Annotated in this window: 22 protein-coding genes and 1 riboswitch; of the genes, 20 read left to right on the forward strand and 2 right to left on the reverse strand. The window is 49.8% G+C overall.

Going from position 1 to position 18,806, the window contains the following annotated elements:
• Positions 1 to 10: 10 nt before the first annotated feature.
• The 7 genes from KNP87_RS07340 to KNP87_RS07370 all read left to right on the forward strand — a co-directional run bounded on the left by KNP87_RS07340 (position 11) and on the right by KNP87_RS07370 (position 4,489).
• The gene (locus KNP87_RS07340) at positions 11 to 199 is read left to right on the forward strand and encodes a hypothetical protein (RefSeq protein ID WP_028106573.1); all 189 of its coding nucleotides are present in this window, start codon (positions 11 to 13) and stop codon (positions 197 to 199) included.
• 134 nt (positions 200 to 333) lie between these two features.
• Positions 334 to 624 (forward strand): hypothetical protein, encoded by a 291-nt coding sequence (locus tag KNP87_RS07345; protein WP_028106572.1) that lies wholly within the window; start codon positions 334 to 336, stop codon positions 622 to 624.
• 66 nt (positions 625 to 690) lie between these two features.
• Entirely contained in the window at positions 691 to 1,224 is a 534-nt protein-coding gene (locus tag KNP87_RS07350) for a hypothetical protein (RefSeq protein ID WP_214721270.1), read from the forward strand.
• A gap of 312 nt (positions 1,225 to 1,536) precedes the next feature.
• Positions 1,537 to 1,917, forward strand: coding sequence for a GntR family transcriptional regulator (locus tag KNP87_RS07355; protein ID WP_026833304.1), 381 nt, complete (start codon positions 1,537 to 1,539; stop codon positions 1,915 to 1,917).
• Positions 1,910 to 2,590, forward strand: coding sequence for an ATP-binding cassette domain-containing protein (locus KNP87_RS07360; protein ID WP_214721271.1), 681 nt, complete (start codon positions 1,910 to 1,912; stop codon positions 2,588 to 2,590). The genes KNP87_RS07355 and KNP87_RS07360 overlap by 8 nt, the downstream gene beginning before the upstream one ends.
• Positions 2,587 to 3,399 (forward strand): hypothetical protein, encoded by an 813-nt coding sequence (locus KNP87_RS07365; RefSeq protein WP_214721272.1) that lies wholly within the window; start codon positions 2,587 to 2,589, stop codon positions 3,397 to 3,399. Before KNP87_RS07360 ends, KNP87_RS07365 begins: the two co-directional genes overlap by 4 nt.
• Positions 3,400 to 3,409: 10 nt before the next feature.
• The gene (locus KNP87_RS07370) at positions 3,410 to 4,489 is read left to right on the forward strand and encodes a hypothetical protein (protein ID WP_214721273.1); all 1,080 of its coding nucleotides are present in this window, start codon (positions 3,410 to 3,412) and stop codon (positions 4,487 to 4,489) included.
• A 69-nt stretch (positions 4,490 to 4,558) separates the two neighbouring features.
• On the opposite strand, the gene KNP87_RS07375 is transcribed toward KNP87_RS07370, so the two are convergent.
• On the reverse strand, positions 4,559 to 5,056 hold the full coding sequence (locus KNP87_RS07375; RefSeq protein ID WP_214721274.1) for a C40 family peptidase: 498 nt from the start codon (positions 5,054 to 5,056) through the stop codon (positions 4,559 to 4,561).
• A gap of 189 nt (positions 5,057 to 5,245) precedes the next feature.
• Positions 5,246 to 6,439 (reverse strand): MFS transporter, encoded by a 1,194-nt coding sequence (locus tag KNP87_RS07380; RefSeq protein ID WP_214721275.1) that lies wholly within the window; start codon positions 6,437 to 6,439, stop codon positions 5,246 to 5,248.
• A 196-nt stretch (positions 6,440 to 6,635) separates the two neighbouring features.
• On the opposite strand from KNP87_RS07380, the gene KNP87_RS07385 reads away from it, so the two are divergent.
• From KNP87_RS07385 to KNP87_RS07445, 13 genes are all read left to right on the forward strand, one after another.
• Positions 6,636 to 7,061, forward strand: a complete 426-nt coding sequence (locus KNP87_RS07385) for an OsmC family protein (protein ID WP_026833298.1) — start codon at positions 6,636 to 6,638, stop codon at positions 7,059 to 7,061.
• Complete coding sequence (gene nagZ / locus KNP87_RS07390) at positions 7,058 to 8,305, forward strand: beta-N-acetylhexosaminidase (RefSeq protein ID WP_214721276.1); 1,248 nt, start codon at positions 7,058 to 7,060, stop codon at positions 8,303 to 8,305. Before KNP87_RS07385 ends, nagZ begins: the two co-directional genes overlap by 4 nt.
• 59 nt (positions 8,306 to 8,364) lie before the next feature.
• Positions 8,365 to 8,467, forward strand: a riboswitch (TPP riboswitch).
• A 91-nt stretch (positions 8,468 to 8,558) separates the two neighbouring features.
• Complete coding sequence (locus tag KNP87_RS07395) at positions 8,559 to 9,155, forward strand: thiamine phosphate synthase (protein WP_214721277.1); 597 nt, start codon at positions 8,559 to 8,561, stop codon at positions 9,153 to 9,155.
• A complete protein-coding gene (locus KNP87_RS07400) occupies positions 9,065 to 10,156 on the forward strand; it encodes an NAD(P)/FAD-dependent oxidoreductase (RefSeq protein WP_353049358.1) in 1,092 nt (363 codons plus the stop codon). Before KNP87_RS07395 ends, KNP87_RS07400 begins: the two co-directional genes overlap by 91 nt.
• On the forward strand, positions 10,141 to 10,344 hold the full coding sequence (gene thiS, locus KNP87_RS07405; protein ID WP_214721278.1) for a sulfur carrier protein ThiS: 204 nt from the start codon (positions 10,141 to 10,143) through the stop codon (positions 10,342 to 10,344). Before KNP87_RS07400 ends, thiS begins: the two co-directional genes overlap by 16 nt.
• A gap of 1 nt (position 10,345) precedes the next feature.
• The gene (locus KNP87_RS07410) at positions 10,346 to 11,113 is read left to right on the forward strand and encodes a thiazole synthase (RefSeq protein ID WP_214721279.1); all 768 of its coding nucleotides are present in this window, start codon (positions 10,346 to 10,348) and stop codon (positions 11,111 to 11,113) included.
• Positions 11,110 to 12,120, forward strand: coding sequence for a ThiF family adenylyltransferase (locus KNP87_RS07415; RefSeq protein WP_214721280.1), 1,011 nt, complete (start codon positions 11,110 to 11,112; stop codon positions 12,118 to 12,120). The genes KNP87_RS07410 and KNP87_RS07415 overlap by 4 nt, the downstream gene beginning before the upstream one ends.
• A gap of 127 nt (positions 12,121 to 12,247) precedes the next feature.
• Positions 12,248 to 12,637 carry a hypothetical protein gene (locus KNP87_RS07420; RefSeq protein WP_214721281.1) on the forward strand — a complete coding sequence of 130 codons (390 nt, stop codon included), beginning with the start codon at positions 12,248 to 12,250 and terminating at the stop codon, positions 12,635 to 12,637.
• An 84-nt stretch (positions 12,638 to 12,721) separates the two neighbouring features.
• Complete coding sequence (locus tag KNP87_RS07425; RefSeq protein WP_214721282.1) at positions 12,722 to 12,928, forward strand: helix-hairpin-helix domain-containing protein; 207 nt, start codon at positions 12,722 to 12,724, stop codon at positions 12,926 to 12,928.
• A gap of 149 nt (positions 12,929 to 13,077) precedes the next feature.
• A complete protein-coding gene (locus KNP87_RS07430) occupies positions 13,078 to 14,199 on the forward strand; it encodes an exonuclease SbcCD subunit D (RefSeq protein ID WP_214721283.1) in 1,122 nt (373 codons plus the stop codon).
• Complete coding sequence (locus KNP87_RS07435) at positions 14,181 to 17,189, forward strand: AAA family ATPase (RefSeq protein WP_214721284.1); 3,009 nt, start codon at positions 14,181 to 14,183, stop codon at positions 17,187 to 17,189. Before KNP87_RS07430 ends, KNP87_RS07435 begins: the two co-directional genes overlap by 19 nt.
• Before the next feature lie 10 nt (positions 17,190 to 17,199).
• Positions 17,200 to 17,991, forward strand: coding sequence for an AAC(3) family N-acetyltransferase (locus tag KNP87_RS07440; RefSeq protein ID WP_214721285.1), 792 nt, complete (start codon positions 17,200 to 17,202; stop codon positions 17,989 to 17,991).
• Positions 17,992 to 18,050: 59 nt separating this feature from the next.
• Positions 18,051 to 18,788 (forward strand): Bax inhibitor-1/YccA family protein, encoded by a 738-nt coding sequence (locus tag KNP87_RS07445; RefSeq protein ID WP_028106556.1) that lies wholly within the window; start codon positions 18,051 to 18,053, stop codon positions 18,786 to 18,788.
• Positions 18,789 to 18,806 lie beyond the last annotated feature (18 nt).

Below are 18,806 nucleotides of genomic sequence, written 5' to 3' on the forward strand. Positions count from 1 at the left end.
GGAAATAATCATGAAGAAAAATCCGAATGAAGTCCCAGAACACGAACCGAATCAACAACCGGACGAGATTCCAACGACACCTCCGTCGGAGATTCCGGAGACGCCACAGGAAGATCCGATCCGTCAACCAGAGCCGGACACGTTCCCGGAACCAACGGAAATTCCGGATACACCGCAAGAAGATCCAACACCCTACTAAACAAGACAGGCTGATTCTGGACACCGTTCAGAGTCAGTTTTTTTGTTTCGAATTTTTTTGCTAATTTTCAAATAATTTGGGAACCCTTACATTATCTTGAACGTAAAATAAGATAACAAAAGGGGGAATTACTCATGGACATTCTGTTAGCATTTTTAGCACTAGGGGCGGGGTTTTGGTTTTTCTATAGTTACTTACTCGGATTTCGAAACAAAAACATCACGATGACGTTTGATGATCGGTTTTACACGTTGGATGAACACGTCAAAGCGATTGAACATAAACTCAAACAAGACGGAAAACTTGTCGAATATTTAGGGAACCGTCGCTTTTTAGTAAACGGGAAACGATATGTGTTCGTTGAGCGAACTGTTCCGATGTCAGGCATTCCAGTCCAACAAACCATTTTAGAATTCCAAAAATAAGATTACTCATGCCGCCTCCCTTCGGAGTGCGGTATTTTAGTATGATTTCATAAACCACAAGAAAGGATGAAACCAGCATTGGATAAATATTCTCTGCAAGAATTTGTTCCGAAAAGAATAGAGTTTATAGACAAAATGATGGTAAGTCGTTTTCATGCCATTTCCATCGATAAAAGCGACGAAAAAATTGCGAGGGTGATGGAGGACCCGTTCTTACCTTCTTATGATACGATTTGCGGCGTGTATTGCATCTACAGAAAATCCGTATTAGATGTATTAAACGGTAGCATAGCATCGTTTAACAACTATGAATTTGACACAGCATGTTCCTCAGACAAACTAATAATAGAGGAACATGTGGAGGATGTATTGGATGTTGCAACAGTGGTTATAATTGCTTCAGAAGATAAAAAATACATGTCTCACTACTTCATTGGTGGAAATTCTAAAAAACTCAACAGTATATTAAACGTTTGTTCAGGATTCCCAACAAGTGCGAACAAAAAAAATTTAAATCACACCATTAATCGTTTTAAAGAAGACGTTAGTGTCGTTGAAAACATGGATTATTTGAAAAATATACTGAATGAAATGGTGTGAGGATAGAAAAAGAGAGAAGGTGCCGATCAAAGCGCACCTTCTCTCTTTCTTTTTGCACAACCTTCAAAAGAGTATTGATATGAGAAATTTAATCGTGTACTTAAAATATTTTCAAAATGCAAATGTTTTAAGTAAATGAAGTAGTAAAAAAGTTACAAGTACTATGTCTGTCATCTAATTCTATCCGTATGAATTAAGAGTGAAGTATTTTTTGGAAATGGATTGACAGTCAACTGTACTACGCGTATGATACAGAAAGAAAGTGTATTACTGTTTTAATACAGTGAACGGGAAAGGGAGGTCAAGACCACGATGCAATTTGACCAAAGAAGCCCGGTGTATCTTCAGGTCGTCCGATGGTTCAAGGAACAAATCGCGACGGAAGAACTCAAATGCGGGCAGGAAATTCCATCGCGCCGGGAAATCGCTGCGCAACTCGGAATTAATCCGAATACGGCACAAAAAGCGTACAAAGAAATGGAGGATCAGCAATTGATTACGACAGAACGAAACGTACCGAGTAAGATCACGATGGATCAAGAAATTGTCAAAAAAGTCCGGACGGAGATGCTGGATGAAGCAGTCGCACAATTCATCGAGGCGGTCCAAGCGATTCAGATTCCATTAGGCGAAGTCGTCACGAAAGTTGAGACGATGTATCAGTCAACGGAACGGAGGAAGATCGATGCTTGAAGTCCATGGTTTGAAAAAACGATACGGTCGGAAGAAACCGATTCTTGAAGGTGTTTCGTTTTCGGTTCGTCCGGACAGCATCACCTGTCTGATCGGTTTAAACGGCGAAGGAAAATCGACCATCTTAAAAGCCATCATGGGTCTTGTCCCGGTCGATGCCGGAACCGTCTTGGTGGACGGAGAAGTTTCACGCGAAAAAATCGCCTTTGTTCCGGATATACAGACGATGCCCGGTTACATGACGATTGGTGACGCTCTGACGTATATGGGTGATTATTATCCGGACTGGAATCCGAAGGTCGCCGAAGAATTGATGGGCCTGTTCAAGTTATTGACGACCGACAAAATCTTGGAACTGTCGAAAGGGAATCAGGCGAAGTTCAGTTTGGTGCTCGGTTTTGCACTGGATCGTCCGTATTTGTTACTCGACGAACCGTTTGCCGGAATCGATTTATTTACGAAGGAACAGATTGCCTGGATCTTTTCGAGTCAATACATGGAAGGGCGCGGCATCCTGATGACGACACATGAAATCATTGAAATCGAACATCTGATTGACCGGGTTGTCTTTTTACAGGATGGTCGGATCATTGATGAACACGATACGGAAGAGATGCGCGAAGTATACGGAAAATCGGTCCAAGACCGGATGCGGGAGGTCTATCAACGATGAAACAATACCTGATGTTAACAAACGAAGAGTTAAAACGCAGCTGGAAAATGATTGTCTCGATCATCCTTGCGATGGCGAGTATTGAAATCTTGACCGTCGTGGGGCGGGTCATTTACCATGAACGCCAGGTTCAGGAATATATGGGTTATGCGAAATTGACCGAGTCAGAAGCTCTGCGTTCATTTGGAAAGTTATCATTTGAACAGGCGAGCGCTTATTTCAGCTATTTCATTCTGATTGGGGCTGTTCTCGTCATTTTGTACGCTGTTCAAATTTGGTACCGGGATTGGTTGGGTGAATCTAAGTACATATACCGTCTGTTACTTTTACCAGGCAGTCGTGCGAAAATCTTTTTTGCTAAATGGACATCACTGGCTCTTGTCATCATTAGCTTCATTGGTTTGCAGTGGGTTGTTATCCAGTTCAGTCACGTGATTTTTAATTGGTTAATACAGGATGAGTATCGGGCATCCTCTTCATTGCAACTCTCGATAGAACTGAAGCAACTCTATACGATGAGTTTGAGTGATTTGTTGCTCTTTGTTGTTTTATCCTTATTCATCGTCAGTTTCTTGTTTATGCTCGTGCTTCTGGAACGTTCATATCGTAAAACGAAAGGACTATTGTTTATGGTTCTTGAAGTGGCTTCTTTTTTCATCGTTATGATGGGAAGTATGTATGTGATTGAAAAGCTGGATATTTTTTTGACGCAAGAAATATCAGCAATCATGTTGGCAATCTTTGTGTTGTACTTTGCTTATACGATTTGGAAGAGCCTGCGTTTATTAAAATGGAAAATTTCGGTCTGAGGAGGACTTCATGCGAAAATTTAAATTTGTACTTATACTGGCTGTCGTCAGCTTCCTGACGATAGGTATCTATACCATATTTATTCAATCGATTGATGAATCGGACTTTATCGTGGATACGGTCCAAGGGGATCCGAAACAACCGGCTGTTCGTTCCGTTCATGCAGAACTTCATGATCAAGGGTTAAAAAAAATGGATTATAAAATTGGATTAGACGGTCGTGTCCAAAAGACGGAGGATAGTCTAATTAGCGGTTTGTTTGAAAGCCCATTTGATGAAAAAAATGCACCGAATGATTTCCGACGCTTTATGCGTAACGATTACGTCATTACGCTGGAACAAGATGGCACTTCATACGCGATAGGTGCATCGAACAATAATAAGTGGGAATTGCAGTATTGGAAGGATGGCAAGCAACGTGTTGTCAAAAAAATATTTCCGGCACCTGCTGAAGCTAGGAAGCTAGGAAAAACCGAGCTTTATCCGTATAAACGGATTGGAAACAGTTTGTATGTTACTGCGCGAGATTATGAATCCGAATCAAAAACATTGTTATACAAAATTGATTTAAAAAACGAAACGATTCGAAAAATCAATTTACCATTTACCTCTAAAGATGAGTTCTATCTTTTAGGAATCCATGATGAAACGATTGTTTATTATACGTCGGAAGGTGTAGAAGGATCAGATGAGACAATAGAAAAAGTATATGTGAGCGATGGAAAAACATCTCAACTTTTAAAAGGATTGAAGTCGGTTGGTGCTAACCAAACCGAACTGAGTGCGGATGGAACAAAACTGATCCTTCTTGAACGCGAACCAGAAGATTTAATATGGGCAGTTTATGATCTGGCATCGAAGAAATCTACAAAATATAAGATAGGTATCCCGTTAGTACTAGATGAGTCTGGATTAGGTGAGTATACCGAGCTGAAAGATGGTTTGATTTACACGGCGAATCGAACTGGTGACGGTGTTGTCAATGTCCTTGTCGTCGACGCAATATCAAATCGCGTCTTGTATGAGGGAAACATTAAGGACAAACTAAAACGAGTAGAAACTATACTTAACGAGCTTGTGTTGAACTAACAAACAACTTTAATCACTTTAAAAAACGCAATCCGGAACTCTTGAAGAGTTTCAGATTGCGTTTTTGTTTCATTGATACGATTTGATGAGGATATCTTGTTTCGTGTAGTAATTCCACGTCAGGTCTTGCGATTCGACCTTTTTCGTCGTTACGGCAACGAACTTATTTTTTCCGGTATAGATCCCGACGAAGTTCGGTGTCTTTGCTTTTTTTGCTTGGACAAATAACAAGTCGCCCGGCATCGCTTTTTTAAGTGTGACGGTTTTCAACGGCATTGTGGCTTGTTTCGCAATCGTCCGCTCGAGTGTCAGACCACTCTTTTGATACACGTATTGTGTGAAGCCAGAGGCATCAAATCCTTTTGTTGTCGAACCGCCTTCTTTATATGGTGTTCCGATCAGTGAAGTTGAAAGTTTCGCGATTGCAGCTTTCTTTTTCGCAAGTTCTTTCTCCGATAACGGTTTTGGTGTCTCGGCTTTAGTCGGTGTTGCAGCGAATGTCGCGACCGGGCTGACCGTCGCTGTCAGCAAGAGGGCTGTTAATGGAAGGGCATAATACGATTTCATAGTAAAATCTCCTTTTTCGTAAGTGGGATGAACAACTGACTTTACCGTACCATGCCGATTGGAAAATAAAGCAACAAATCAGATACGTTCACCTAACAGTCTTGTAAGGTTCGGTCTGAGTCTCGGATACAAAAAAAGACGCCTGTTCCGTATGCCTCACGAGAGGACACTTTGGAAACAGGCGTTTTTTTATGACCGTTGATCAAGCCGGTGACTGACAGCGGTCAAAGCAGCTGCGAGTAAGGCGACGGCACCGCCAACAAGCGCGATATTCATGATCGGACCGTTCGCATAGACGAGTCCACCTAAAGCAGAACCGAAGGCAATCCCGACATTGCTGGCGACCGGCATCAAGGAAGCAGCCAGTCCTTTTGCTTCCGGATTAAACTTCTCTGCCAAATCAATCAGATAGATTTGTGTTGAGGTCGTTAATAAAATCGACATCAAGGACATCAAGGCAATGTTGATCAGACCGAGCGAAACGGACGCTGTCGTCACGTAGAGGGCGGCGAGTACAATCGCCTGAACGATGAAGACGAAACGGAGACGACCGATCGGGTTCCGGCTGGCGATTTTCCCGGCCAAGATGTTACTGAAGATCGAGACAACACCGTACGCGAGTAAAATTGGACTGATCCACGTCGACGGCAATTTCAATTCCAGCTCCAAAACCGGAACGAGGTACGTATAGACGACGTACGTCGCACCGAATCCAAATGATGGGATGAAAAAGGCGATCATGATCCGCGGATTGGCGAGTAGACGAAGTTGATCGCGAATCGAACTGGTCGCCGTTGATTGTTGGACCGGAACGACTTTGAAGACACCGACTAACGCAATGACGCCAAGGCCACTTGTCAGCCAAAAGGTTGCGGCGTACCCGGCATGTTGACCGATGAAGGTACCGATTGGAACTCCCAAGACGTTCGCAAGGGTAAAACCGCCGAAGATGAATGAGACGGCGACCCCGCGTTTCGCAATCGGGACACTGTCACTGGCGACGACCATTGCAAGCGAAATCAGGACGCCCGTCAAAACAGCCGTCACGATCCGGGTCAGCAATAAGATTTCATAATTCGGTGCAATACCGCTGCAGATATTCAGCAAAATCCAGACGAAAATCAAGCCAAGCATTAATTTGCGCCGTTCGAGATGTCCGGTCAAGGACATTGTAATCGGTGTCCCGATGGCGAAGGCGATGGCAAAGGCAGAGACAAGCGTCCCGGCTTTCGCGATCGTAATGTTCAGACCGTCTGCGATTTCGGATAAAATACCGACGATGACGAATTCGCTTGTTCCCAGGACAAAGGTCAACATGGATAACGTTGCGATCAACAGCCAGTCGGTTTGACTCAAACGAGTCGATGATGATGACATACACATTCCTCACTTCTAGCGCCTGTGCGCAAAAAACTATCGTGTATCAGAATAGCATGATTCAAGTGGTGCGGAAACAGGATTTAGAGGAAGGCGAAAAAGAAGCATTATTGCGAATAGCACGTCAATTTCACTTGGCGGAGATTCGGGTATACTGAAGAAGTAAAGACAACTAAAAAACGAGTAAAGGACGTGACGGAACATGCAAGCAACAGTCACTTGGAACCACAAGATGGGATTTAGCGGCGAGACTGAATCCGGGCATCACTTAGCGATGGACGCAGCACCGGATAACGGAGGCGACAATCAAGCACCGCGACCGACGGAGCTGTTACTCCACGCCGTTGCCGGCTGTACCGGCATCGACATCGTCTCGATTTTAGAGAAGATGCGTTTGACGTTGACCTCATTTGAAATGGACATCGAAGGGGAACGGGCAGATGACCATCCGCGCCGCTTCACGACGATTTCGATCCATTACCGGCTTGAAGGCGATTTACCGGAAGATAAGGTCCGTCGGGCGATTTCATTGTCAAAAGACAAATACTGCTCCGTCTCCCAATCGTTGAACGCAGAAATTGAAGTCTACTATTCAATCAACGGCGTCCGAAACGAGGAACCGATTTGAAGCTGTTTTTCCCTGTTGTCTTAGCAACTGTCTTACTGTCCGGTTGTGTCGACGAGACCGCGAAACCGAACGAACCGGCACCGAAGCAAGCCGAAGAAACAAAACAGCCGAAACCACAAAAACCGGAGCAACCGTCTGCCCGGGAACAAGCGGAAAATGAACTTAAGCAGACGGTCTCTCAGATGTCGACGGCGGAAAAAGTCGATCAACTGCTCTACATCGGTGTGGCCGGAACGGCATTGACGGAAGCGGATCGCCGGCTGTTGCAGCAACATGCGCTAGGGGGAGTGTTGTTACTCGGCGGTAATATCACGTCATCCGACCAACTGAAGGCATTGACGACTGATATCAACGAAGCGCAAACGTCGGATCAACGGGCATTCGTCGGTTTTGACGAAGAAGGCGGACGGGTCAGCCGGGTTCCGGACGCCCGACTCAAACTGTCGCCGAGCCTGGCATATGGTCAAAAAAATGATCCGGAATTAATGGAAGACGTCGGGCAGACGCTTGGCTCCATTTCCCGTTTTTACGGATTCAACATGGATTTTGCACCGGTCCTTGACGTCAACAGTAATCCGGCGAATCCGATCATCGGCGACCGGGCGCTCAGTGCGGACCCGCAACAAGTGGCACGACTTGGTGTGCCATTGATGCAGGGAATGAAGGAAGAAGATATCGTGCCGGTCGTCAAACATTTTCCGGGACACGGAGATACGACCGTCGACTCACATGTCGGTCTGCCGCGGGTCGATGCGACGAAAGCGGAACTTGAGCAGACGGAGCTAGTCCCGTTTAAACGGGCGATTCAAGACGGGGCTGAAATGGTCATGGTCGCGCATATCCTGTTCCCGGCTCTCGACAAAAATCGACCGTCCTCATTATCGAAAGAAGTCATGACCGGTGTGTTACGGAGTGAACTGAAATTTGATGGTGTCATCATCACGGACGATCTCGTCATGGGAGCCATCACAGAACGGTACGGATTAGCTCAAGCGGCAGGTCTTGCACTTGAAAACGGTGCGGACATGGCGATGTTCTCGACACCCGGAGCGTACGCGTCCGTTCACAAGGAAATCATGGCGCGGATCAAACAAGGGAAACTGTCGACAGCCGATCTCAACCAGAAAGTCATGCGGGTCTTACGCTTAAAACAAACGTATGACTTGTCGCAAACGAAACGTGTCGACGAATACCAACGCTTGATCGAGCAGGTCAAAGCGGTCGAATTGGACATGCGACACTAATCAAGGGTGGAACTAATCGGACTACCCGTGGTAGACTACAGACGTACCACACAAATAAATATCTACACTAGGGGAGTCTCGCAGCAGACTGAGACGGAAGTATCCGGACCCTTTGAACCTGATCTAGTTCGTACTAGCGGAGGGAAGTGGTATCCGATCATCTATCGAGGGAACGCCAAGCGTCGCCCTTTTCGTAGGACCACTCCATCAGTTCATGGGGTGGTCCTTTTTCGTGTGGAAAGGAGGGGGAACGATGTCACATTTACACCTGATTACAACCGGACGCGACAGTAAGGAAGTGCTGGAACAGACCCTTCCGCAGCTCGCACTGTCCGTCGATCGCATCCACTTACGGGAGCCAACCTGGTCAGTCCGGGAATTGGTTTCCTGCATTGATACGTTGCTCGACCAAGGAGTCCGCGCAGACCAGTTGGTTGTCCATGACCGGCTCGATGCTGCACTCGTCACCGGCACGACCGTCCAGTTGACACGCCGCAGTCTGTCGGTCGAGCGTGTCCGGGCACAGTTTCCGACGATCTCCATCGGTCAATCGGTTCACTCGTTGACCGAAGCGATGGTGGCGGAACAAGCCGGCGCCGATTACGTGATGTACGGTCATATTTTTGAGACGGATTCGAAACCCGGCGTGGCGCCACGGGGACTCGATGCGTTACAGCAAGTCGTCGACTGGACATCAATCCCGGTCATCGCCATCGGCGGAATCAAACCGGAAAATCTGTCTGATGTCTTAACGACCGGGTGCAGCGGAGTTGCCGTCCTGTCCGGGATTTTGGGACAAGCCCATCCGGCGGAAGCAGCCGGACGGTTCCGGGCGGTGATTGGACGATGAAACAACCGGATGTATTAATCGTCGGTGCCGGTATCATCGGTTTGACGCTCGCCTATGAGTTGCTACAGCGGGGTCAACGTGTTCACGTGATCGATCAGTCGGCAGTCGGACAAGGCGCGACACGGGCGGCAGCGGGAATGCTCGCGACGGACGAAGAACTGTCGGAACCGCTACATGCGTTAGCGGCAGTCAGCCGCGTCCTGTATCCGCAGCTTGTCCGTCAATTGTTCGACGAGACCGGGTTGACGAGCGGCTATCTCGAACTGCCGTTTCAGCTGCGCCAGGCAAAGCAAACCGTCCAATTTGAACGGGTCGGTCAAGTCGATCCTCCGTTGCTTGTCCGTGCGTTACGGCAAGCGATTGAACAGCGGGGCGGCGTGATTGAAGAACAGGTAAGTGTCTTGCGTCTTCTGCGGGACAACGAGACGGTAACCGGGGTGGAGACAAGCCGGGGACAAAAGGTTGGTCGGCAGGTCGTCATCGCCGGCGGACGAGGGTCGGAACCGTTGTTGCAAACGATCGGGATTCCGATTGATACGCTTCCGGTCAAAGGTGAGTGCCTGTCTGTCCGTCTCACAACCGGTCGACTGGAGCAGACTTTGTTTCATGAGACGGTGTATCTTGTCCCGAAAGCAGACGGACGGATTATCATCGGCGCGACGGAACATGTTGGTGAGGAGTCAACGACGGTCAACGCGGGCAGCGTCTCGGACCTGTTGGCGGCAGCAATTGACGTGTATCCGCCGATCCGTGATGCGGCACTGGTTGACATCTGGTCCGGTGTCCGGCCGCAGACCCGTGACGGTTTACCGTATCTTGGACGGGTCAAAGGGATTGACGGTTTGTTGGTCGCGACGGGACATCACCGGCACGGCATCTTGCTCGCTCCGGTGACGGCACAAGTCCTCGCCGATTGTGTCATGAACCGAAAACCGGAAGTTGCGCTGGAGGCATTTTGTTGCAGACGACACGAGGAGGAGAATACATGCAGATCCGATTGAATGGGAAAGACTATCCACTGGCGGAACAAACGAAGACGCTACACGACTTGATTCAGCAGTTGAACATCGATGAAGAGGTCGTCATCATCGAACAAAATCATCAAATCATCGACCGGTCCCGGTATACGGACACGAACGTCCAATCCGGTGATGTCGTTGAAATCGTTCATTTTGTAGGAGGCGGATAACATGTTAGAAATTGGCGGAAAAACATTTGCATCACGATTATTACTCGGAACGGGAAAATACCCGGACGCTGAGACGCAACAACAAGCGGTCGAAGCATCGGAAACGAACATTTTAACGTTTTCCGTCCGGCGTCTCGATGTCTTTGCGAAGGAACAGACGAATCCACTTGCGGCACTCGACTTAAGTCGTTATGATCTGTTGCCGAATACGGCGGGCGCAAAAACGGCGGAAGAAGCCGTCCGGCTGGCTCGGCTCGCCCGGGCATCCGGCATGTGTGACATGGTCAAAGTCGAGGTGATCGGTTGCGACAAGACGTTATTGCCGGATCCGATCGAAACCTTACGGGCGGCAGAGGAATTAATCAAGGACGGTTTCATTGTCTTGCCGTATACATCGGATGATTTGTTGCTCGCGCGTCGGCTCGAGGAACTGGGCTGTCACGCAATCATGCCGGCAGCGTCACCGATCGGTTCAGGGCAGGGGATTTTAAACCCGCTTGCGCTCAGTTTCATCATCGAGCAGATGACGGTCCCGGTCATCGTGGATGCGGGGATTGGTTCACCGGCTGACGCGGCTTACGCGATGGAGCTCGGTGCCGACGGTGTCTTGCTGAATTCTGCGGTCGCCCACGCCACCGATCCGGTCAAGATGGCACAGGCAATGAAACTGGCGGTCGAAGCCGGGCGTCTCGGTTTCGAAGCGGGACGGATCGAGAAAAAACGGTATGCGACGGCAAGCAGTCCGACGATTGGAATCAGCCGTCCATGACGGACCGCTACAGCCGCCAAATCCGCTTTCGTCCAATCGGACAAGACGGACAAGATCAACTGGCTGAGCGCTGCGTCGTCATCATCGGTCTTGGTGCGCTCGGAACAGCCAGTGCGGAACAGCTCGTCCGGGCCGGTGTCGGACGGGTGACCTTGATTGATCGCGATTACGTCGAGTGGAGCAATCTCCAACGGCAACAATTGTACACGGAACGGGATGCCCGGGAACGGTTGCCGAAAGCGGTCGCAGCCAAGCAACGGCTTTGCGAAGTCAATTCGACGGTGACGATTGAAGCGATTGTGGAAGACGTGACGGCGACAAACATTGATCGACTCATTGCGCAGGCAGATTTGATCATGGATGCGACAGACAATTTCGCGATCCGGATGCTGATCAATGATGTAGCGGCGCAGCGGAAGATTCCTTGGATTTACGGGGCATGTGTCGCCAGTTACGGCATGACATACACCGTTTTACCGCAGGAGACACCTTGTCTGCACTGTTTGCTGAATCATCTGCCGAAGCAACAGGATACGTGCGATACCCGGGGCATCATCAGTCCTGCGGTCCAACTGGTTGCCTCGCATCAAGTGACGGAAACCTTGAAATTATTGACGGGTGCGAAAGCTTCACTACGTCGGACGTTGTTGTCGTTTGATCTTTGGACGAATCAGCAGAGTCAGATTGATGTCACGTCCTTAAAACAAGCAGCCTGTCCTTCGTGCGGTGACGCTGCCGTCTATCCTTATCTCAACGGAACGTCGCTCCAATTCGTCACGTTGTGCGGTCGGGACACCGTGCAAGTCCGGGGAGAAGGGAAACGCGATTTGGTTCGGCTGGAAAACGAGATACTGGCGCGCGGGATGAAAAGTCAACGGAACCCGTATTTGCTGATGTTTGAGACGGAGCAACACCGGATTGTCGCCTTTGCCGACGGGCGGATCTTGATTCATGGGGAAGCGGATCCGGAACAGGCAAAACAGACATACGCAACGTATTTTCAGTAAGCGTTCACAAAAAAGTAAACAATTTTTTCCGATACATGTTTTAGATGTTTGAAAAAGAGGTAAATAAGACTTCAGACGTAAGTCGGAGCTTTTTAGGTAAGATTGAATGTGAAGAGGAGTGATTACGATGAAACAAGAATTCGATCAATCGATCCAATCATTGGATCAGACGAAGCGGACAGACCACGCAGCTGAAGCCGTTCAGCAGGCGAATTGGAATCCAGACCGGTATCGGACGAATCTGAATCCGTTTTATCTGTCACCTTGCAGCGTCGAAAGCCGGGTAGACCGTCAACAGGAAGTTGACCGGATTGTCGAAGTCGAGCCTACATCCTCCCCTCTCCAACAGTTATTCGAGCAGAAACAGGAAGAGCATATAACAGCAACTGAACCAGGTTCTGGCAAAAATCCCGGAGGAAAATTTACGACTGGGATTGTCGTCGGAGCAATCATCGGAGGATCGGTATCCATCTTCACATCGGTGAAGCGATTTCGTCAAAAGCGTCGGACCCACTGAGGATGACTTCTAAATTGTTGTAAAGAACTGTCTCCTTTTAAACGAGGAGGCGGTTTTTTGTTTAGAAAAAAGGAGGGGATGGCAATGCAATCCAATGAATCCAAATCCGAGGTGTTTTCTTCACTCGGGAAACCCGCACAACGGGCATTGAACGCGCACGGGGTGACGTCCCTGACCGGCTTATCGATGTACCGGGAAGACGAGGTGCTGAGATGGCACGGAATCGGTCCTTCGTCGATACCGAAGTTGAAACAGGCATTAGCAGATCATGGATTGGCATTTAAGTCATGAATCAACACGAGACCCATTGATTGACCGGGGGGGAATCCCTGCTCGATTGATGGGTTTTGTTTGGTTTGGAATCAGCAGGAGCTTCAGCAGAAGCGATCAAGTCATGCTAAAATAAGGATATTATAGAGGAAAAGTGAGCGTGATGAAAGATGAAATGGATTCATACTGCCGATTGGCATTTAGGGAAAATCGTTCACGGGGAATCGATGCTTGAAAACCAACGCGCCGTCCTCGACGAGTTGATCCGGTTGCTTGACCGGGAACAACCGGACGCGGTGATCATTGCCGGTGATTTGTATGACCGGGCTGTTCCGCCGACGGAAGCCGTCGAACTGCTGGATACCGTCTTAGCCGAAATCGTGCTCGAACGGAAGATTCCGGTCGTCGCGATCAGCGGCAACCATGATTCAGCGGAACGACTGAGCTTCGGAACGACATTATTACAACGGGCAGGTCTTCATCTGGCCGGAAAGTTAACACCAACCATTGAACCGATCGAGATTCAAGGTGTCCGTTTTTACCCGGTCCCGTTCGCCGATCCGGCGACCGTCCGTTACATCCATCAAGATGATTCAATCCGGACCCATGATGAAGCGATGCGGAAAATCATCGGAACGATGACGATCGAAGGACCAAGTGTCCTCGTCGGACATGCCTTTGTCATCGGCGGACTTGAAACGGATTCCGAACGCCAGTTGTCGGTCGGAACGGCAGGACAGGTCAGCGCCAGCGCCTTTGCTCCGTTTACGTACACGGCACTCGGACATTTGCATAATCCACTTGCGATCAAATCAGACACGATTCGTTACAGCGGTTCGTTATTAAAATACTCGTTCTCGGAAGCACATCACGTGAAAGGCGTCGACATCTTGACGCTCAACGATAAGGGGACGTTTGACCGCCGTTTTGAACCATTGACCGCCAAACGCGATCTGCGTGAACTGACGGGCAGCCTCGCTGAATTGACGGATCCGGTCTTCGTCGCGACCCAAACAACGGACGATTACATCAAAATCAATTTGACGGATGCCGAAGCGTTGATCGATCCGATGGGGAAACTGAAGAAAATCTACCCGAACATTCTCCATCTCGAGCGGACCGGCTTTACACGTGAGAGTACACGATCGGTGCAAGCATCCCGCGATCAAGTCCAGGCGGCGACGTTGACCGATCTGTTCCGTGAATTTTATGAAGCGGTTCGTGAAAAACAACCAACGGATGCGATGCAATCCGTGTTAGAGGAGGAAGCTGCATGCGTCCAGAACGATTGACCTTACGTGCCTTCGGACCGTTTGCCGATGAACAGACGATTGATTTTCGCGCGCTCGGCGGGCGGACGATGTTCGTCATCTCCGGCAATACCGGTGCTGGCAAAACAACGATTTTTGATGCGTTGACGTTTGCCTTATACGGGGAAACATCAGGCGGGGAACGGGAAATGAGCGATCTGCGCAGTCATTTCGCCAAACCGGACCAAAAGACGGAAGTGGAACTCGAATTTTTGTTAAAAGGAGAACGATACCGGATCATCCGGCAACCGAGCCAGCCCCATCCGGTCAATAAGACGGATTATGGGCATGAAGCCGAATTCGCCCGACATGACGGCACGACCTGGAAGCCTCTTGCGCTGAAGATTCCGGAAATCCGCCAACAAGTCCAGGAACTGTTGCAACTTGACCATAAACAGTTTTCGCAAATTCTCTTGTTGCCGCAAAATAAATTCCGGGAATTGCTGATGGCAGAGTCAAAAGACAAGTTACAGATTCTCAAACAACTGTTTAAGACAGAACAGTACGGGGAGTTTCAGCAACGTTTGCACCGCAAAGCACTGGATCTTGCCGCAGCCATCAAAGAAACGAAGACGAAGCAGTTGTCAAAACTCGAAGAACTGCCGCTTGAGCTGAACTGGGCAGAGGCGACGGAAACGACGATCCGTCAAGAGACGGATCAGTTGCTGAAGTCACTTGACGAAAAAATCACTGACGCTGCAGTCACGGAACAGGCGATCCGCGAGACCGTACAACGCGTGACGGAACGTCTGCGTCAGGCCGAGCAACTCGAACAAACCTTTGTCGAGTACGACGAGTTGTTGCGACTTGAACAACAACTGGCCGTGACATTGCCGGAGACGAAACGTCAGACGGAACGGTACGACGCGGCGACGCGGGCGGCGGCGATCAGCGGAGTCTTCGAGACGTTCCAATCGGAACAACAGACGGTCCAGCAGTTGACGGCTGCGAAACAACACGTCTCGGCAGAACTGGAGCAGTTGTTGCAGCGGCTCGATCAGGTGAATCAAGACGTCGAGCGGCTGGCGGCGCAGGAACCGGAAATGCGTGAGGCAGCACGCCGTCTGGAGCAAATCGAAGAAGAACTGCAGCGGTTGCAGGATCAAGAACAGCTGTTAACACAACAACAGCTGTTAACCCGGGCGATTGCTGAGCTGAATCCGGAAGCCCTGCGCAAGGAACGTGATCAGAAACGTGGTGAACGGACGACCCTTCAAACAAGCGTCGGTGCGATGACGGACGATTCAAGCAACCGTCTGACGATTCAGGAACGGCGTTTCCTCTTACAGACTGCTGAGCAAAAACAGCAGGAATGGCAACGAAACGAAGCGGAGCGGCTCCGGTTGATCGAACAGGGAACGCGGGTCAAACAGGAAAAAGAGCAGGCGGAACTCGCCTATACGACAGGACGGCAAAACGAACGCCGTCAACTGGCAGCAGAACTGGCGGCGCACCTGCATGACGGAGACGCCTGCCCGGTCTGTGGAAGCACGTCGCATCCGCAACTTGCGGTTAAAGCGGAATCGCTGGATGTCGAAGCCTTACATCAGGTGTATTTAAAAGCCCAGACGGCGCATCAGGAACTGCAGGCAACGTACCGGACGGTCGCGGAACGGAAACGGCAACTCGAACACGACATCACGACGCTTGGTCAAGGCAAGGAGCTTCCGACCGATCTAACCGTGATCCGGACAGAAATCGAGTCCTTACAGGCACAGGAAACCGCGTTACAGCGGCAACAGGAGCAAAAACAACAGCTCGAGCAGCAACTGCGGACAATCGAGACAGGACTGGAACGATTGGACCGTCAGATTGAGGAAGAGTCGGATCGCCAGTCAAAATTTAAACTGGAACTGGCCCGGCTAGAGGGTATGTTGACCCGGAATCCGGATGCTCCGTCACGCCGTGAATTAGAGACGGAACAGCAGACGTTGAGTAAACGGTTGGCGTCGTTTGAAACGGCACGGACGGGAGCCCACAATCAGAAGCAACAACTGGATCAAGATGTCGCGGTGCGGCGCGATCGATTGGAGCACATCCAAACAGACTTGATGGAGCGGACATCGAAGTGGACGGAAGCGAAAGCAACGTTCGAACGGAGCCTGCAGGAAGAACGCTTTGCGACGACCGAGCAGTTTGAACAGGCACGGATGACACGGCAAGATATTGCCCAATTGGCGGAACGATTGGAAGCCGACCGGCGGAAACGTCAGGACGTCGAGAGCGGACTGGAGCGGATCCGTCAGATCATAAAAGCGCAGGAGCGACCGGACTTAGCGACGATCCGATTGTCTGTCGAGCAGGCGGAAGCCGAATTGACCGAAGCGACGGACCAGCGGATCGGTGCCGAAAAAGAACGGCTCCATGTCAAGCAATTGGTCGATGCCTGGTCGATGTTACAGCAGCAAATCGAGGCGGAAGATACACGCTATGGCATCATCGGTGAGTTGGCACGGGTCGGGGTCGGTGAAAATGCGCAACGGATGACGTTTGAGACGTACGTCCAAACCGCCTACTTTGACGAAATCCTGCAAGCCGCGAACCGGCATCTGCATGGGATGACGTCGGGTCGTTTTCTGCTTGAACGGAAGACGGAAGCCGGAAAGGGCTTGAAAAAATACGGACTCGACTTAAACGTCTTTGATGCCTATACGTCGCAGACACGGCACGTCAAAACGTTATCCGGCGGAGAAAGTTTCAAGGCCTCACTTGCCTTGGCGCTTGGACTGTCGGAAGTCGTGCAGGAAGCAAGCGGCGGTGTGTCGCTTGAGACGATGTTCATCGACGAAGGATTCGGTACACTCGATCCGGAATCGCTTGAACAGGCGATCGAAACATTGTTATCGATTCAGGCAAGCGGTCGAATGGTCGGAATCATCAGCCACGTCCAGGAACTGAAATCACGGGTCGATGCGAAAATTGAAGTGACGCAAGGTAAAACAGGATCGACGATTCGCCTTGTCGTCGAGTGAGGGGTGCGAAATGGAAACAAGACAAATGGTCACGAAATCAAGATTGATCGCAGATTTAAAACAGCTTGGTGTGACACCGGGCATGAAAGTATTCGTCCACAGCTCGATGAAGGAGATCGGTTGGATTCCGGGCGGTGCACAATCGATCATCGAAGCGTTACAAGAGGTCGTCACAGCAGACGGTCTGATCATGATGGCGGCACAAAGCACCGATAATTCAGACCCGAAAAACTGGAGTCGTCCCGCCGTACCGGAAGACTGGTGGGAGACGATCCGTCAGGAAATGCCGGCGTACGATCCGGCGAAAACAGCGACACGCGCCATCGGGAAAGTTCCGGAACTTTTCCGGACGTTCCCGGACGTCAAACGCAGTGCGCATCCGATGTGGTCGGTCACGGCATGGGGAAACGAGGCAGCGGCATTCGTTGCCGGACATACGATTGAAAATGGATTTGGTCCGGGTTCACCGCTCGAGAAATTCATTGAAGCGGACGGTCAGATTCTTCATCTCGGTTCACCATGGGATGCGACAACCGTTTGGCATTATGCCGAATATGGGATTGACCGTCCGGATGAAGAGTCGGGCTGTAAAGTCAATCAGGCCGGTCAAGAGGTCTTCATCACGTACCGTCACCGGATGATCGACAGTGATCCGTTTGGACCGATCGGTGAAGGGTTGACGGATGAGACATTCGTGACGACAGGCAAAGTCGGGCAAGCGACATCGCACCTCGTCTCGGCAAAGGAATCGATTCCTGTCGTCATGTTTCAGCTGAATGCCTTAAATAGTTGGTTAAGCTGAAACTTTTCCGGGAAACAACCGTAATAAGAAATAGATAAAATAGAAGGAGTGAACGCAAGATGGCAACACGATTCAAAGTTAATCCTGCCTTACGCCGTGGTTTTGAGACGGCGCGTGCCGGCGAACGGCCGATGACAAAAGCAGGGACGATGAGTAAGATTTTCCTCTTACTTGCCCTCGTCACGGCAGCAGCCGGCGGGACCTGGTTCTTCTTGGCCGCAAATCCGCAATTTTTAATTCCTGCATTGATTGGCGGAGTTGTCCTCGGATTGATTCTCGCTCTGATCATCACCTTTAAACCACGGACTGCTCCGGTACTTTCACCGGTCTACGCAATTGTCGAAGGGGTCGCGGTCGGTGCGATTTCACTGATGTTTGAAAGCATGTATCCAGGGTTAGTCGGTAAGGCGGTCCTCGCGACATTCGTCGTCTCGTTTGCGATGTGGTTCGTCTATTCGACCGGTATGATTAAAGTGACGCAACGATTCCGTTCGGCCGTCACGGCAGCCATTCTGTCGATTCTCGTCTTGTACGGAGTCAACTTACTCTTGACGTTGTTCGGCATCAGCTTACCGTTCATGACGGGCAGCTCGCCGCTTGCAATCGGCATTCAGTTTGTCATCGTCATCGTTGCTTCCCTGTCACTGGTGATGGACTTTGATTTCATCTCGCAACAAGTGCAGGCACGGGCACCAAAATCGATGGAGTGGGTCGCAGCGTTCGGATTGATCGTCACGATCATCTGGTTGTACATCGAAATGCTTGATTTGTTATATCGTCTGGCAGCACGAGATTAATGCGTAGTTGAGAAATCG

Source organism: Exiguobacterium sp. s192, assembly GCF_018618795.1.
Classification (GTDB): Bacteria; Bacillota; Bacilli; order Exiguobacteriales; family Exiguobacteriaceae; genus Exiguobacterium_A; species Exiguobacterium_A undae.